We start from the raw sequence: 15,669 nt of genomic DNA, 5'->3' as shown, positions 1-15,669 counted from the left end.
GATCGACGTGCGACGACCGCGAGGCTGGGCGCCGGGAGCTCGACGCCACCATCACGCGCCCGAGGGGAGGTCGGAGGAGACATGGTCCACGCGGAGACGACCGACGCAGGGGCGGCGGACACGCTCATGCCCGCCGCGTTCCTCGGGCACGGGAACCCGATGAACGCCCTGGCCGACAACCGCTACACCGCGGCCTGGCGCTCGCTCGGCGCGACGGTGCCGCGCCCCCGCGCGATCCTCGTGATCAGCGCGCACTGGTACATCAACGCCACCGCCGTGACCGTGATGCCGAGACCGCGCACCATCCACGACTTCTTCGGCTTCCCGGCCGAGCTGTTCGACGTTCAGTACCCCGCCCCGGGGCTGCCGGAGCTCGCCGAGGAGGTCAGCGAGGTCGTCCACCCGACGTGGGTCGGGGCCGACGTGGACAGCTGGGGGATCGACCACGGCACCTGGTCGGTGCTCCTGCACGCCTTCCCCGACGCCTCGATCCCGGTCGTGCAGCTGAGCATCAACGCCGACAAGCCCCTCGACCACCACCTCGAGCTCGGCGCGAAGCTCGCCCCGCTCCGGCGACGGGGTGTGCTCGTGCTCGGCAGCGGCAACGTGGTCCACAACCTCCGGGCGATGGACTGGGGCCTGGCCGACGACGGCTACGACTGGGCGCAACGGTTCAGCGACGACTCGCGCGAGCGGATGCTCACCGAGCCCACGGAGTTCGCCACGCTCGACGCCCACACCGACTTCCGGTCCGCGGTCCCGACCCCGGACCACTTCATCCCGGCCCTCTACTTCGCCGGCCTGGCCGGGGCGGGCTCGGCACCGGACGTCGACGTGCTCGTGGACGGCTACGCCTACGGGTCGCTGTCGATGACGGCCTACACCCTCGACGTGTCCTGCCCGGGCTCCGGCGGCGGCGCCGGGGTGCCGCGGCCGCCCTCGGACCTCCCGCCGGACGCCTCGAACATCTGAGCCGCGGCGGGGCCGTCGCCCGCCGTCGCCCGCCTTCGCCCGCTGGGGCTTCACCCACCTCAGCCGCTTCGCCGCGGACTACCGGCAGGAGTTCGGACGGCTCCCCAGCGCCACCCCGCGCGACCGAACCGCGCGACGAACATTGCGCACCTGCATCCGTGGAGGAGGCAGCGGCCGTAGAGGGGGTGTCCGCCTCTCGAGCTCCCGAGGAGAACCCGATGCGCCGCCTCGCTCGCGCCGCCACCGGTGCCCTGTTCGCGTCCGCGATCGCCCTGGGCACGGCCGGCATCGCCGTCGCCCAGGACACCGGCACCGTCTACGTCGTGCACGGCATCCCCGACACGCCCGTCGACGTCTACGTCGACGGGGAGCGTGCCCTCGACGACTTCGCCCCCGGCACCAGCCAGGGGCCGCTCGACCTCCCGTCCGGCCCGCACCAGGTCGCCGTGTTCCCGGCCGACGCCGCCGACGGGTCCGGCCAGCCCCTGCTCTCCGCGCAGGCCGAGGTGCCGGCGGGCGGCAACGTCACCCTCGCCGCCCACCTCACCGCCGAGGGCCAGCCGTCGCTGACGCCCCTGGTCAACGAGGTCGGCGAGGTCCCCGCGGGGCAGGCGCGCGTGGTCGTGCGCCACCTCGCGGCCGCGCCCGCCGTCGACGTCCTCGCCGGCGGCGAGCCCGTCGTCCGGAACCTGACCAACCCGAACCAGGAGGCCCTCGAGGTCCCGGCCGGCACCGTCTCGGCCGCCGTCGCCGCCGCCGGCACCACCGACCCCGTCATCGGGCCGGCGGACCTGACCCTCGAGGAGGGCACGACGACGTTCGTGCACGCCGTCGGGTCGCTGCAGCAGGACAACCTGGAGCTGGTGACCTTCACCGTCGGCGGCGGTGACTCCGCGCCGCACGGCGTCCCCGCCGGGGCCCCGTCGGGCGCCCCGTCGGAGGGCGTCCCGGCCGCCGGGTGGGCCGCGCTCTCCGCGGCCGGCGTCGCGCTGGTCGGGCTCTCGCTCGCCCGCCTGCGTCCCGCGGGCCGGCGCTGACCGGTCGTGCCCCCGCCCTGACCGGGCTGGTCATCGGCCTCGTGCTGGCGACCAGCCCGGTCTGGGCCGGGCTCCCCGACGCGCGGCCCGCCACGCCGCCCCCGGCACCCGTCGTCGCGGCCGCTCCGGTCGCCGAGCCGTCGGCTCCGGTGGCCCCGGCGGTGTCGACCGGCGAGCCGGTCCGTGTCCGCGCGGCGTCCGTCGGCCTCGACGCGGCGGTGGTGCCGGTCGGCGTCACAAACGACGGGCTCATGGCCGTGCCCGAGAACGTCGCCGAGGTCGGCTGGTACCGCTTCGGGCCGCTCCCCGGCGCCGCGTCCGGCTCGGCTGTGCTGGCCAGCCACGTGGACGACCGCGTCCAGGGCGAGGGTGCCTTCGCCGATCTGTCCCGGATGGGGCCCGGCGACGAGATCTCTGTCGACGGTCCGGGCGGCCCGATCGTGCACCGGGTCCGGGAGGTCCGCACCTACCCCAAGGACGCGGTGCCGCTCGCGGACCTGTTCCGGGAGACCGGCCCGCCCCGCCTGGTGCTCGTCACCTGCGACGGACCCTTCGACACCGACGCCCGGAGCTACCGTGACAACCTCGTGGTGTACGCGGAGCCCGCATGACGACAGGCTGACCGACGCGAAGTTTCGACCGATTCGTCCCGGGTCATCACGAACGGGTGAGGAGTGTGCGGTGAGCGACGGGATCGCGCCCTCACCGCGCGCGTCCGTCCCCGCTCCGGCCGGCCCCGTGTCCGACGACGACCGCATCGGCCGGGCGCTCGCCGGCGGCGAGCCGGCCGCGCTGCGCGAGGCCTACGACCGCCACGGCGGGTGGGTCCTCGGCAGCGCCCGCCGGAGTCTGGGCTCCACCCACGACGCCGAGGACGTCACGCAGCAGGTCTTCGCGGACGCGTGGCGCGGGAGGGCGGGGTTCGATCCCGATCGCGGGGTCCTCGGGGCGTGGCTGGCGGGCATTCTGCGCCGTCGCGTCGCCGACCGTCTCGGCGCCCGCGGACGCGAGGCGTGGCCCGGGGCGCTCGGCGACGTCGCCGAGGCCGAGGGTGCCCTGCGCGACCTCGAGGGCGCCGGGGCGCCGCTGGCCGACGAGGTCGTGGAGACCCTGGTCGTGGCCGACGAGCTCGCCCAGTTACCCGCCGACCAGGCGCGGGTACTGCGCCTGGTGGTGCTCGACGAGCTCACCCATCAGCAGGTCGCGGCGGCCACCGGGCTCCCGCTCGGCACGGTCAAGAGCCACGTGCGCCGGGGACTGGCGAGGTTGCGACGACGGTGGGAGGCCGACGGTGCCGCACCCGACGGCTGACCAGCTCACCGACGCCGCGCTGCCGGGCGTGCCCACCGATCCCGAGGTCGCCGCCCACCTCACCACCTGCGCGCGCTGCACCGCGGAGGTCGACGGACTCCGCCGCACCGTCGGCCGGGCCCGCGACGCCATGGCCCTCGACGCCGCGCCCCCGCCCCGGCCCGAGGTGTGGGAGGGCGTCCTCGCCCGCCTGGGCCCGGACGCCCCGGACGCCCCGGACGTCCCGGACGCCGGCGCCGTCCGCGAGCCCGTGGGCGCAGCCCAGTCGTGGCCGGCGGCCGGCGGGCGCCGTCCCGGATCCCGCGGGCGGCGGCTGGTCGGTGCCGGTGTCGCGGCGCTCGTCGCGGCCGCGGCCGTCGTCGCCGCCGTCGTCGTCACCACCCCGCCCGATCGGCCCGCCCCGCCCGCCCCGGTCGCCGTCGCGCTCGTGGCGGCCCGGCCCGGGGTGACGGCCGAGGTCGTCGACGGGCCGGACACCATGCACGTGGACGTGGTCCTGGCGCAGCCCGTGCCACCCGGGACCGACCTCGAGGTCTGGGACATGAGCGCGAGTACCCCGCGCTCCCTCGGCACCCTGCGACCGCTCGACGGGCGCGTGCACTGGACGGGCGATCTCCCTCGGCCGCCCGAGGGCGGCATGCCGCCCCTCGACGTCTCGCTGGAGCCGGTCGGCTCCGACCCGGGGCACTCCGGCGTCAGCCTCGCCCACACCGCCTGAGCCGGCGCCGCGCCGGCGGAGTACGCCGGTGGCCGCGGCTCAGCCGCAGCGGGACGCGGGTGCGTCGTCGTGCCCGGGACTCGGGTGGTGGATGTGGACCGCCGTCCCCGAGGGGTGGATGTCGAAGGTGACGGTCGGGGCGAGGGCGCGGATGAGCGGCAGGCCGCGGCCCCGGCGGTCCTCGGGCGCCGAACCCTCCGTGCGCCAGTGCCCGCGATCGCTGACCGTGACGGTGATGCCCGCACCCGCGCACTGGGCGAGGAGGGTCATGGGCCCCGGCGTCCGCCCGAGGTAGGCGTGGTCGACGACGTTGGTGAGGGCCTCGTGCACGGCCAGGACGAGGTCCTCGGCGAGCTCCTGCGCGAGGTCGAGGGCATCGACCCAGCCACGCAGGGTCCGTCGGGTACGACGGGCGTGACCGGTCGTGGCGGTCGTGGCGCAGTACAGGCTGCGGGCTGCGGGTGACGGGGACCCGCCGGCGACCGACCCGTCCGGCTCGGTGGGCCACCTCGGCGGCGGACCGGGGGAGCTGTGCTCGGGCAACGGGGGGTGTCCTCCGGGCGGGGCAGAGGGAGACCCTGGCCGGCTGTGTGCGTCAACCGGCCAGGGCGGTGGGCCGACGGCGGGGTGGAGCGGGCTCCACTCCGGAGTCGACCCCCCGAGCCGGAGCCCGGGAGCCGGGGAGCACGCGGTCGGCGGCCACCCACGACGATCACGCCGCCGGTGGGGCCCGGCAACAGCGGTTGACGTCGTGCGGCCGGAGGTGTCGCGGCGCGGATCCTCTGCCACGCTGTCCGCGGGCGACGGGTGAGCTGCCCTCGCCACCGAGGGACCCCGGCCCCTGGCCCACACCCCGAACCCCTTGGCGGTGACGACCATGGCCGGACCCTCGATGAGCGCTCCCGACCCCGTGCGGCGGATCCGGTTCGCCACCACGGACATCGACGAGGGGATGGAGGCCCTCGGCGCCCAGTACGCCGAGGTGCGGGCGGAGTTCGCGCGCGACGGGGAGGACTTCGCGTTCCGGTTGGCCTCCGACGTCGTCGATGCCCACTCCGGTCCCTGGAGCCTGGAGCAGGTGTACCTGGGCCTCCGGGCCACCGCCTCGGTCGAGCCGTTGAACGCGGTGATGTTCGCCGTGCCGTTGACGGGCCGGGCCCTCTTCCGCTGCGGTCGCGACGAGGTCGACAGCGGCGTGGTCCTCGCCCCGACGCGCAGCGGGTACGACGTGGGCTGGAGCGACCTGGGTGGCGTGACCGGCACCCTCGACCTCGAGGGCGTGCAGCGGGTCGGGGCCGAGCTCAGCGGTCTCGCCCCCCACGCCGTGGGCTTCACCGGCATGCGCCCCGTCAGCCCGGCACTGGGACGCCACCTCGCCGCGGTGGCGTCCACGGTCAAACGGACCCTGCTCGACCAGGCCGGTGCCCTGCAGAGCGCCCTGACCCGCGACCACGCCTTCCGCGTCCTGGCCGGCGCTGTCCTCGCCACCTTCCCGAACACCACCCACGACCGCGACGGGCGCGGGGGAGGTGACGCCGTGGAGCCGGCCTGCCTGCGCCGCGCGCTGGCGTTCATCGACGAGAACGCCGACCGACCGATCGGTCTGACCGACATCGCTGCCGCCGCGGGCACCAGCTCCCGCGGCCTCCAACGGGCGTTCGCCCGCCATCGCGACACCACCCCGCTGCGTCACCTCCGCGAGGTCCGTCTCGAGCGCGCCCACCACGAGCTGCGCCGCGCCGACCCCGCCACCGGCGCCACCGTCTCCGCGATCGCCGCCCGCTGGGGGTTCCCGCACCCCGGTCGCTTCGCCGCCGACCACCACCGCCGTTTCGGCGAAGCCCCCGCCACCACCCTGCGGCGCTGATCAGCCTCGGCGCGTGCCGGCTCCGTGACCCGAGGTGCGTCGGGCGCCGCCGGGCGCGGCCGGTCCGACGGCGTGGTCGTGCGCGTAGGCGCGGAGCACGTCCCGGGTGGTGGCGCCGGCCGGGAGCCGGAAGCGGACGACGACGCCGGCGGCGAAGTCGTCGATCGCGCGCAGGAGCAGCCCGCCGTGGAAGTGGGCGTCGGTGGAGGTGCTCTGCCGGCGGGCCCGTTCCGCGATGTCCAGCAGGTGCTCCATCACGGCCGGCAGCGCGAAGCGGGCGTCCTCGTCGTGGAAGTAGTAGGTGATGGGGAAGGTGACCAGGTCCCGCTCGCAGGCCACCAGTCGTGAGGTCAGGTCGGCGTAGACGCTCGGGGGCAGCGGCGACGGCGGGCCGGGGTCGGCGGAGTCGGCCTCGACCTCCTCCAGCAGGCGGATCTCGTAGGCGAGGGCCCGTCGTCGGGAGAGCACGGGGAAGATCGACAGGAGCCAGGACACGCTCGCGGTCAGCAGCCCGAGCCCGAGCAGGGACTCCAGCGGGGCGGCCACGCGGAGCAGCCCGTGGGCGGGGGAGACGTCGCCGTAGCCCAGCGTGCTCAGCGTGACCAGGGAGAAGTAGAGGGCGTCGAGCAGGTCGGTGCCGGCCGCGTCGAGCTCCGCGGCGTGCAGGAAGCCCTCGGGCATCCAGGGCCAGTACACCAGTGCCCAGCCGCATCCGAGGAACACTGCCCAGCTCGCGACGACCACGAGGAACGAGAGGGGCCCGGCGAGGGCCAGTGTCCGCGTCCCGGGCAGGTGGTGGCACGCCGACCACGTCGCGCTGATCAGGGCCCGGCTCGGCGAGTGCCGCCGCGGGTGCGAGAACAGGGTGGCGAGCACGTCGAACAGCGCGCTCGCGATCAACGCCACGCCGACGGCCGAGCTGAGCACGGCGCCCGCGGCGTTCACCGCACACCCGGCGGGAGGTGCGGAGGGGTCACGCCGATCATCCTCCGGTGTCCGGGGCGGGGCGGACACGGACCAACGGCCCGGGCACCGGCGACGTCCGGTCCGTGCCGGCCGCCCGCCGACGGGCCGCGTCCGGGACACGGGACCCCACGGTCGGGCGGCCCGGGTCGTCCGGCCCTCCCACCGTCGGCGCCCTCCGCTCACCCTCGGCCCGCCGGGCGCTGCGCCCCGGGTGCCGCGCGGGGCGCACCGACGCAGCCGAGACAGCGGGGGAGGAGATCGCGGATGGGCCAGGTGACCGGACGGCGGGCGCGGCACGGCACGGTCGAGGGGACGGTGGCCGCGGGCTTCGAGGGGGTGCGCGATGCGTTCGTCGCGAACTTCACCGACCGCGGGGAGCTGGGCGGGGCGGTGTGCGTGGTCGTCGACGGTGAGGTGGTCGTCGACCTGTGGGGCGGTGTGCGGGACCGGGCGAGCGGTGCGCCGTGGCGTGCGGACACCATGACCCTGGTCCACTCCACCACCAAGGGCCTCGCGGCCGCGGTGCTCGCGCTGCTGCACTCCCGTGGTCTGCTCGACCACGACGAGCGGGTCGCCGCGTACTGGCCGGGGTTCGCTCGGGCGGGCAAGCAGGACATCACCGTGCGCACGCTGCTCGCGCACCAGGCCGGGCTGTTCGCCTTCGACGAGCGGGTCGACCGGGAGGTCGTGGCCGACCTGGACCGTCTGGCGGGGGTCATGGAACGCCAGCGGCCCGCCTGGCCGCCCGGGGAGCGGCAGGCGTACCACGCGATCACGCTGGGCTTCTACGAGAACGAGCTGGTGCGACGTGTCGACCCCGGCCACCGGACCATCGGGCGGGTGCTCACCGAGGACGTCGCCGGCCCCGTGGGCGTGGCGCAGGAGGTCTACGTGGGGACGCCGACGTCGGTGCCCGACGAACGGCTCGCCGCCCTGGTCCCGCCGCCGGTGTGGCGGCGTCTGACGGGCATGCCGCTGCGGCTGACGATCGACGCGGCGCGACGGCGCTCGGTGCTGCACCGCTCGCTGGTGGCCAACCCCGGCACCGGCTTCTACGTCGACCCCGAGCACGTGGTCGTCCGCGAGCTCGAGGTCCCGTCCGGGGGTGCCGTGGCCACCGCCCGGGCCCTGGCCACGATCTACGGCGCCCTCGCCGCCCCCGGCGGTCCGCTCGGTCTGCGCGCGGAGACGCTGGAGGCCCTCGCGGCCCCGCCGACCCCCGCGCGCCGGGGCTGGTACGACGAGTGTCTCCACGGGCCGGCGCGGTTCTCGCTCGGCTTCATGAAGCCCAGCGACGAGTTCCCCTTCGGGTCGGAGGCCGCGTTCGGGGCGCCGGGGGCGGGCGGCTCGATGGGGTTCGCCGACCCCGCACGGCGGCTGGGGTACGGCTACGTCACCGACCGGATGGGCACGCGGCTGCAGGGCGACCCCCGGGACCTGGCCCTGCGCGCCGCGCTGGGGACGGTGCTCGCCCGCGTGTAGGGCTGCGCCGGCCGGAGGTTCACCGCGCGGGCGCGATCGTCGTCACCGCCGCCCGCGGGGGGCGCGTCCTCGTGCTGCCCGCGGTCGACCACGCCCCCGAGGAGCCCCCGGGACCACCAGGCGTCTGACGGCGGCACGGCTGAGCATCAGCACGACGATCAGCAGCGTCACCGAGAAGAAGCCGCCGAGCGCGACGGCGTCGCCGAAGACGAGGTGCACCACCTCGAGGACGACGAACTTGCTCCCGAACAGCACGGCCCACAGCGCCAGCGCGGCCAGCGCCTTGCCGACCGCTCCCGTCGCCGTGGTGAACCACGACCGGACCCGCTTCTTGGCGGCCACGACGAGCTCGAGCACGCCCTTGAGCAGCAGCGCGGTCAGGATCGACAGGGTGAAGGTCTCGCTGATCACGGCGGGGAGGTACTCCACGAACAGGTTCAGCACGACCACGTAGACGAAGAGGTCGACGATCGCTGCCGCGACGTGGGACGACACCGGGAGCTCATCGGTGCCGACCACCCCCATCACTCTAGCGATCCGGCCGCACGAGTCCGCGCCGTCGGGACGACGCCGATCCGGAGTCCACCCCGGGCGGTCAGTGTGCGGGGCCGGCGAGCCGCCCGCGGTGGTGATGGGGACACGTGCTCCGTAGGTGGGTCTCGATCGACGACACTCCTGGCACCGCGATGGCGATGATCGACGCCAGGTGCTGCTGGACGGGGTCGTCGAAGTCGTCGCAGAGGACGAGATGACCGTGCTCGACGTGCGCCTGCCAGCGCCGCGGGTGATCGAGGACCTGCAGTCGTCGCAGCACGGTCTCGGCGATGCGGTGATCGCTGCGGCGGGCGTCGTCCTCGTCGTCGGCCACGGGCTCCCTCTCGGTCGCAGGCATGGCGTCGTGCCCAACCTGGTTGGGCCAAATCTAGGTGGGCACGCCGGCGCGGAGGAGTGCCAGAGGTCCCGCTGTGCGGGGTCCCTCTGCCCGGCGCCGGGGTCAGCCGCAGCCGTTCCCGACCAGGGCGTGGCGGGCGAGGTCGCGGTGTCGGGGCATGCCGAGGCGCTCGTAGCCCTCGACGGCCCGGGCGAGCAGGTCGGCGGCGGCTTCTCGGTCCCCGGGGCGGTCACGGGCCACGAGAGCCGCGGCGAGGAACCGGCGGGTCTCGTGGCGCTCGACCTGGTGGGGGGTGGTGTCGGCCTGGTGCATCGCGCGCCGCAGGTGGGCCTCGGCCTCGGTGTGCCGGCCTGCGGCGCTCGCGGCGATCCCGGCGATCCGCTCGAGCAGGACCATCGGCGCGAAGTTGGTGGTGTGGGCCCGAGCGACGCCGAGGGCCTCGACGGTCAGCGGGTACCAGGCGGCCGGCTCGGCGGGTTCGCCGAGGACGACGAGCGACTCGACCGCGGCGAGCAGCAGTGCCCAGGCGCCGCCGGAGGCCGGCTGACCCGGCTCGGGCAGGTCGTCGCGGTGCTCGCCGAGCACGGCGTGCACCGCCTCGCGCTCGCCCCGGTAGGCGCGGACGAGCATCTCCATGCCCCAGCAGGACCCGGCGAGGCTCGGCTCGGTGCCGATCGGACCGCGGGCTGCGTGCTGCAGCGCCTCGTCCCACCGACCCCGCAGGAGCTCCGCGTGCCCGAGGAAGGCGTACCCGGTGCCCGTCCACGCGCCGCCGAACCGAGCGTCGAGCAGGGCCACGTCGTCGCGCGCGAAGGCGGCGTAGGCCTCGAGGTCGCCGGTGGCGAAGAAGCGCGTGATCGCTCGCCCACGACGCTCGCAGGCGATCGCGGCCCAGTTCTCCACCCGTCCCGCGACGACCTCGAGCTCCTCGCCGACCCGCACGGCCTCGTCCAGGCGGCCCAGACAGGCGAGGTCCCAGGCCAGCGGCCACAGGATGTCCGCTCTCGTCCAGTCGTCGCGTCCACGGCGCGCGATGCGGGCGCCGCGCCACCCGGCCTCCACGGCGTCGGCGATCCGGAGGGTGGCGTGGCAGGCCGCCGCGCTGTCCCCGTGCAGGGGAGCGAGGGCCGGGTCCTCGCCGAACTCGTCGGCGAGCTCCCGTGCCTTGCCCAGCGCGTCCTCGCCGGCGGCCACGTCGCCCCCGTAGACGCTGATGAGCCCGACGCGGGCGAGCAGGCGGGCCCGGTCCACGCTGGGGCGGTCGCCGAGGGCGTCCAGGCCACGACGCGACAGCGCGAGCGCCTCCTCGGTGCGCGCGGCGTAGGTCAGGGGGAAGCCCAGCGCCACGCACAGCCGGCCCACGGACTCCTCGTCGCCGACCGCCTCGTAGCCGTCGAGCGCCGCGGTCCAACAGGTGAGCGCCTCGTCGATCCGGCCGCGGGCGTAGCGGACCATCGCGAGGGCCTCGAGGGCAGGAGCGTGCACCCTCGCGTCGCCCTGGGCAGCGAGCCGCTCGGCCCGCTCGAGGTGGAGCTCGGCGTCGACGAACGCCGCGGCGGCCAGGGCGGACCGTCCGGCCTCCAGCGAGGCACGGGCCAGCACGGCGCGGTCGGCCCGGTCACCGGCGGCGAGGAGGTGACCGACGATCTCGGGGGCGCGCCCGCCCGCGTCGTCCGGGTCCATCCGCGCGAGCGCCTCGGCGACGTGGAGGTGCCACTGGCGGCGGCGTGGCGCCGAGAGCGTGCTCAGCAGTGTCGCGTGGACGAGGGCGTGGTGGAACTCCATGAGGTCGCGGACGCCGGCGCCGCGCGGTTCGACGAGCAGGCCCGCCCGCAGTGACTCCTCCACGGCGTCGACGACCTGGTGCTCGTCGAGCGCCGGTGTCACGGGACCGGTCCGCTCCGCGAGGACCGCGCTCAGCACCGTGACGTCGAAGGTCTGTCCGAGGACCGCGGCGACCTGCAGGACCCGCACCGTGGCGGTGTCGAGCTGGTCGAGCCGGTGCCGGATGATCAACCGCAGCGAGCCGGGGACTTCGTCGCGGCCCCGGGCCACCTCGTCGAGGAGTCCGCCGTCCACCGCGACCAGGCGGCCCTCGTCGACGAGGAACCGGATCAGCTCCCGGACGAAGAGCGGGTTCCCCGTCGTGTCGGCGTGCAGCTGGTGGACCAGCGCCGGTGGTGGCTCGAGACCGGTGAGGGCGCGCAGCATCGCCGCCACGCCCTCCTGATCCAGGGGGGCCAGCTGGAGCCGGTCGACGAGGCGGCCACGGACGAGGTGGTCGAGGAACGGCACGAGCCGTGGCCAGAGATCGGCGTCGGCGTCGCGATGGGTGCCCACCACCAGCACCGGGATCTCGGTCACGCGCTCCGCCAGGTGCTCGAGGAGCGCGAGGGTGGCCTCGTCGGCCCAGTGCAGGTCCTCGATCGCCAGCAGCACCACCCGGGGGCGCGCCAACCGCTCCAGGATCGTCGTCACCCCGAGGTGGACCTCCCGGCGGACCCGGTCCAGGGGCAGGTCGGGGCCCGCCCCGACCGCCGGGAAGGCGCGTCCGAGCGCCGGGACCGCGCGGGCCACCCCCGGGGCCGTCCCGGCGAGCACCGGGCCCAGATCGTCCGGTAGCTCCCCTTCCTCGAGCGCGCGCTCGAGGGCCACGGCCACCGGGCCGTAGGGCGGGAGGTCGCCGCGCTCGCGGGCCTGACCGACGAGGACCAGGGCGCCGCGGCGTGCCGCCTCCGTGGAGATCTCCTCGACCAGTCTCGTCTTGCCGATGCCGGGCTCGCCCGCGAGCAGGACCAGCGAGCCCCGGCCGGCCACCGCCCTGTCGAGCGCCCGCCGCAGCACGTCCCTCTCGTGGTCACGGCCGGCGAGCGAGGGCCCGTCCGGGAGGGCCTCGGACGGACCCGCGTCCGGGGCGGGGAGGGCGCCGTCCAGCCGCATCCTCGCCCCGGACGCCACGAGCTCGGACCGGTCCGCCGCACCCAGCTTCGCCAGCAGGGACGACACGTGGCTCTCGACCGTGCGCCGGGACAGCACGAGGGTGTGCGCGATCTCGGTGTTGGTCAGCCGGTCGGTGACGTGGGCGAGGACCTCCTGCTCCCGACGTGTCAGCGACCGTGGCCCGCCGGGTGAACCCACCTGGTGATGGTGGCATCGACGGTCCTGTCCGTGAACCGCACGGAGGCGTGCTCTCCGGGATCCGTACGTCACACGGTGTCGCCACCGGGCGGACCGGCCGACACTCGTCGCGACGGGTCGCTCCGGTCACGGCCGGGCGGAGCGGGGGGCAGGCGGGGGGACGCGGTGACGACGGTGGTGGACACCGAGGCGCTGGTGCTGTTCCGCGGGGAGGTGGAGGCCCTGCCCGAGCTCGCGGCGTGGGTACGTGGGGAGCTCGGCGGTGTCGAGGTGGTCGACGGCGGCGAGGGTCTCGACGGCCTGGACGATGAGGCGGGCGCCCGGAGGTTGCGCGTCGGCGGCTCGCTGAGCTTCTTCACCGCCCGGCTGCTCCAGCAGGTCCTGGCCCTGGCGACCTCCGACCCCGCCGTGGACCGCCTCGAGATCGCCCTCGACGACGTCGACTTCGTCGGTCACCGGTCGTGCGAGGCGATGCTCGCCGGCACCCGTGCGTTCCGCGGCCGGGGCGGCGTCCTCACCGTGTGGGCCGACCGGGCCATCGTGCGCTCGGTCCTGCGCCGGCACCTGGCGGGCCGGGACGGCATCGTCCTGTCCTGAGGCCCCGCGACGTCGACCGGGCGGCGACCGTCGTGCCGGCCGGGTGGGAGGCGGGCCGTTGGTCCCCGGCCCGTACCCCCGTCCGGGCCGGTGGTCAGGGCCTTCGCCCCTCGTGCGCGGGGGCAGCGGAGAGGCAGCGTCAGGACGTCTCGCCGCCTGACCGCCGCCGACGACCGCGCTCCACGCCGAGGGGCGCACCCGTCCCGCGCCGACCCCTCGAGAGGCCCGTCATGGACGATCCCCGACCGCCCGCCGTCGACCGCGAGCCCGCCCCCGGTGCCACCACGCCCGAGCCGCCGGAGCCGACCGCCGAACGCCGCGCCCCCCGGGTGCGGCGCAGCCGGCGTGACCGCGTCCTCGGTGGCGTCTGCGGTGGGCTGGGCCAGTACCTCGGTGTCGACCCGGTCCTGGTCCGCATCGTCGCCGTCGTCCTGACGCTCTCGGCCGGCGTCGGCGTCCTCGCCTACGTCGTGGCCTGGATCGTGATCCCCGAGGCGGGCGAGGACGAGCCGGCCGAAGGGCTGCCGCCCGCGGAGCGGCACACCGTCGCCGTCGTGGCCGGGGTCGCGCTGGTCGCGTTCGGTGTGCTCCTGTTCGTCCGCGCCCTCGTGCCGTGGTTCGACGGCGCGGTGTTCTGGCCACTGGTCGTGATCGCCGTCGGCGTGTTCGTCGTCCTGTCGAGCCGGCGGTGAGCACGGTGTCGACGGTCAGCCCCCCGACACCCGCGCCCGCCCCGCCGGCCCGTCGCTGGCGCATCGGCCGGCTGGTCACCGGTGCGCTCGCCGTCGCCGTCGGCGTCGCGTGGCTGCTCGACGCGGCCGGCGTGCCGGTGCCGTGGCGGCTGTTCCCGGCCGCGGCGCTGGTGCTCACCGGTGCGGCGCTCGTGCTCGCCGCGGCCGGCGGATGGCCCCGCCACGGTCTCGTCGGGCTCGGCGCGGTCCTGCTCGTCGCGGCGGTCGCGGTCGGGGTGGAAGTCGAGCGCTTCGCGGGCCCGGTCGGCGACCAGGTCGTCGCCCCGACCAGCGGTCAGTGGCCCGTCGAGGTCCGGCTCGCCGCCGGCACCGCGACGGTCGACCTGACCCGGCACCCGCTGCCGCCGTCGGGCCGCCTCGACGTGTCGGTGGGCGCCGGGCGGGTCGTCCTGGTGCTCCCGCGGTCCGCGGCGGTGCGGGCCGACGTCGAGGTCGTCACCGGCGCGGTCGTCGTCGACGGCGTCCGGGTCGACGACGGCATCCACGCTCGGTGGGCCGCACCGGGCGTGGCGCCCGTCGACGTCGCCGTCGACGTCGCCCTCGGCGAGGTGGAGGTGCTCCATGAGCAGTGAGCGCGTGCCCGATCCGGTCGCCGCGGCGGCCGGGATCGGCTTCCTCCTCGCGGGGATCATCCTGCTGCTCCAGGAGCTGGGCGTGGTGGCCGTGTCCTGGTCGGTGGTCGTCCCCCTGCTGCTCGTCGTGGCCGGTGCCGCCCTGGTGGCGACCGCAGGACGCGGTCGCGCGGACACCCGGTGACCGGCGGCGTGCCGGAGGCGATGCCCCGGATCGGTCTCCGGACCCGCCTCGAGCACCTCGTGGACCGGCACTCGGCGCGCCCGGGCGCGTGGCTGTTGCGACGCACACGGGGCCGGATCGTCCGGCTGTGGCGCCGGCGGGCGCTCGTGCTGACGACGCGCGGCCGGCGCTCGGGACGGCCGCGCACCGTGGTGGTCCAGTACTTCCCCGACGGCGCCGACATGGTCGTCGTGGCGGCCAACAGCGGGTTGCCCACCCACCCGGCCTGGTACCTCAACCTGCTCGACGACCCCCGCGCGGTCGTGGAGGTCGAGGGCCGCACGGTGCCGGTCCGCGCCGTGCCGATGACCCGCGACGAGGCGGCCGCATGGTGGCCACGCGTGCTGCACGCGGCCCCGGACTACGCCCGCTACCCGCGGCGCACCGATCGCCCGATCCCGCTCGTCCGGCTGGTGCCCGCGGACGACCGGGCCCGCGACGAGGCGCCGACCTGAGCGGGGAGACGATGGACCGCGAGGACGGGGCGCTGCTGTCGCGATGGATCCCGGTGGTCGCGCTCGCCGAGCTGGCCGGCTTCGCGCTGCCGGCCGTGGTCGGGGCCGGGACCGTCGACGCTCCGGTGGCGGTCTCGTTCCCGGCGCTGCTCGCCGCGGGCGCGCTGGAGGGCGCCGTGCTGGGCGCGGGCCAGGCCGGGGTCCTGCGGCGCCGCCTGCCCGGCCTCTCGGTCTCCCGCTGGGTCGGCCTCACCGCGGGCGCCGCGACGGCGGCCTACGCCCTCGGCCTCATGCCCTCGGCGACCGCCCCGGTCACCGCCGGCTGGCCCGCCGTCCTGCGCGGCCTGCTCCTCGGGGTCGTGGGCGTCCTCGTCCTCGTGAGCATCGGCGGCGCCCAGTGGCTGGAGCTCCGGCGCCACGTCGACCACGCCGCGCGCTGGGTCGGCGTCACGGCACTGGGGTGGCTGCTCGGGCTCGCGACCTTCCTCGCCGTGGCCACCCCGCTCTGGCGGCCGGGGCAGTCGATGGCGGTGACGGTCCTGGTGGGCCTCGGGGCCGGCGCGCTCATGGCCCTGGTGATGGCGACGGTCACCGGGATCGGACTGGTCCGGCTCCTGCCCGGCGGGACGATCGCCCCGCCACCTCCGGGACCTGGGACCCCTGTCGGCGGTGGACGGGCGGGATGAC

At 76.2% G+C, this 15,669-nt stretch carries 18 protein-coding genes; 13 read left to right on the top strand and 5 right to left on the bottom strand.

Annotated features, from left to right (window positions below; all coding sequences use genetic code 11):
- The first annotated feature begins 81 nt into the window (after positions 1-81).
- The 5 genes from ygiD (at position 82) to PGB27_RS21900 (ending at position 4,038) form a co-directional block, all read left to right on the top strand.
- Positions 82-972 carry a 4,5-DOPA-extradiol-dioxygenase gene (ygiD, locus tag PGB27_RS21920; protein WP_274202541.1) on the top strand — a complete coding sequence of 297 codons (891 nt, stop codon included), beginning with the start codon at positions 82-84 and terminating at the stop codon, positions 970-972.
- Positions 973-1,190: 218 nt separating this feature from the next.
- On the top strand, positions 1,191-2,009 hold the full coding sequence (locus tag PGB27_RS21915) for a DUF4397 domain-containing protein (protein WP_274202540.1): 819 nt from the start codon (positions 1,191-1,193) through the stop codon (positions 2,007-2,009).
- A 41-nt stretch (positions 2,010-2,050) separates the two neighbouring features.
- Positions 2,051-2,620: a class F sortase gene (locus tag PGB27_RS21910; protein WP_274202539.1), complete on the top strand. Its 570-nt coding sequence runs from the start codon at positions 2,051-2,053 to the stop codon at positions 2,618-2,620.
- Between the two features lie 70 nt (positions 2,621-2,690).
- On the top strand, positions 2,691-3,320 hold the full coding sequence (locus PGB27_RS21905) for an RNA polymerase sigma factor (protein ID WP_274202538.1): 630 nt from the start codon (positions 2,691-2,693) through the stop codon (positions 3,318-3,320).
- Positions 3,301-4,038, top strand: a complete 738-nt coding sequence (locus PGB27_RS21900; protein WP_274202537.1) for an anti-sigma factor — start codon at positions 3,301-3,303, stop codon at positions 4,036-4,038. The genes PGB27_RS21905 and PGB27_RS21900 overlap by 20 nt, the downstream gene beginning before the upstream one ends.
- A 39-nt stretch (positions 4,039-4,077) precedes the next feature.
- On the opposite strand, the gene PGB27_RS21895 is transcribed toward PGB27_RS21900, so the two are convergent.
- Complete coding sequence (locus PGB27_RS21895) at positions 4,078-4,581, bottom strand: ATP-binding protein (protein ID WP_274202536.1); 504 nt, start codon at positions 4,579-4,581, stop codon at positions 4,078-4,080.
- A gap of 349 nt (positions 4,582-4,930) precedes the next feature.
- Between PGB27_RS21895 and PGB27_RS21890 the strand changes: the two genes are divergently transcribed.
- The gene (locus tag PGB27_RS21890; protein WP_274202535.1) at positions 4,931-5,905 is read left to right on the top strand and encodes an AraC family transcriptional regulator; all 975 of its coding nucleotides are present in this window, start codon (positions 4,931-4,933) and stop codon (positions 5,903-5,905) included.
- Here PGB27_RS21890 and PGB27_RS21885 read toward each other — a convergent pair whose 3' ends face one another.
- The gene (locus tag PGB27_RS21885; RefSeq protein WP_274202534.1) at positions 5,906-6,850 is read right to left on the bottom strand and encodes a potassium channel family protein; all 945 of its coding nucleotides are present in this window, start codon (positions 6,848-6,850) and stop codon (positions 5,906-5,908) included.
- Positions 6,851-7,135: 285 nt separating this feature from the next.
- On the opposite strand from PGB27_RS21885, the gene PGB27_RS21880 reads away from it, so the two are divergent.
- Entirely contained in the window at positions 7,136-8,353 is a 1,218-nt protein-coding gene (locus PGB27_RS21880) for a serine hydrolase domain-containing protein (RefSeq protein ID WP_274202533.1), read from the top strand.
- A 42-nt stretch (positions 8,354-8,395) separates the two neighbouring features.
- Here the strand turns inward: PGB27_RS21880 and PGB27_RS21875 are convergent, their stop codons facing one another.
- The 3 genes from PGB27_RS21875 to PGB27_RS21865 form a co-directional block, all read right to left on the bottom strand.
- Positions 8,396-8,872 (bottom strand): hypothetical protein, encoded by a 477-nt coding sequence (locus PGB27_RS21875; RefSeq protein ID WP_408630108.1) that lies wholly within the window; start codon positions 8,870-8,872, stop codon positions 8,396-8,398.
- 76 nt (positions 8,873-8,948) lie between these two features.
- Positions 8,949-9,221, bottom strand: a complete 273-nt coding sequence (locus PGB27_RS21870; RefSeq protein ID WP_274202532.1) for a hypothetical protein — start codon at positions 9,219-9,221, stop codon at positions 8,949-8,951.
- A 126-nt stretch (positions 9,222-9,347) separates the two neighbouring features.
- Positions 9,348-12,383, bottom strand: a complete 3,036-nt coding sequence (locus PGB27_RS21865; protein ID WP_274202531.1) for an AAA family ATPase — start codon at positions 12,381-12,383, stop codon at positions 9,348-9,350.
- Positions 12,384-12,548: 165 nt separating this feature from the next.
- Here PGB27_RS21865 and PGB27_RS21860 point away from each other — a divergent pair, with 165 nt between their 5' ends.
- From PGB27_RS21860 to PGB27_RS21835, 6 genes are all read left to right on the top strand, one after another.
- Positions 12,549-12,980: a hypothetical protein gene (locus tag PGB27_RS21860; protein WP_274202530.1), complete on the top strand. Its 432-nt coding sequence runs from the start codon at positions 12,549-12,551 to the stop codon at positions 12,978-12,980.
- 230 nt (positions 12,981-13,210) lie between these two features.
- Positions 13,211-13,672, top strand: a complete 462-nt coding sequence (locus tag PGB27_RS21855; RefSeq protein ID WP_274202529.1) for a PspC domain-containing protein — start codon at positions 13,211-13,213, stop codon at positions 13,670-13,672.
- A complete protein-coding gene (locus PGB27_RS21850) occupies positions 13,669-14,304 on the top strand; it encodes a hypothetical protein (protein WP_274202528.1) in 636 nt (211 codons plus the stop codon). Before PGB27_RS21855 ends, PGB27_RS21850 begins: the two co-directional genes overlap by 4 nt.
- A complete protein-coding gene (locus tag PGB27_RS21845) occupies positions 14,294-14,488 on the top strand; it encodes a LiaI-LiaF-like domain-containing protein (protein WP_274202527.1) in 195 nt (64 codons plus the stop codon). Before PGB27_RS21850 ends, PGB27_RS21845 begins: the two co-directional genes overlap by 11 nt.
- Complete coding sequence (locus PGB27_RS21840) at positions 14,485-14,982, top strand: nitroreductase/quinone reductase family protein (RefSeq protein WP_274202526.1); 498 nt, start codon at positions 14,485-14,487, stop codon at positions 14,980-14,982. Before PGB27_RS21845 ends, PGB27_RS21840 begins: the two co-directional genes overlap by 4 nt.
- Positions 14,983-14,993: 11 nt before the next feature.
- Positions 14,994-15,668, top strand: a complete 675-nt coding sequence (locus PGB27_RS21835) for a hypothetical protein (RefSeq protein WP_274202525.1) — start codon at positions 14,994-14,996, stop codon at positions 15,666-15,668.
- Position 15,669: the final 1 nt, after the last annotated feature.

This window comes from Actinomycetospora lemnae (assembly GCF_028737315.1).
In the GTDB taxonomy this organism is placed as follows: Bacteria; Actinomycetota; Actinomycetes; order Mycobacteriales; family Pseudonocardiaceae; genus Actinomycetospora; species Actinomycetospora lemnae.
This window is presented reverse-complemented; position numbering and strand designations above follow the sequence as displayed.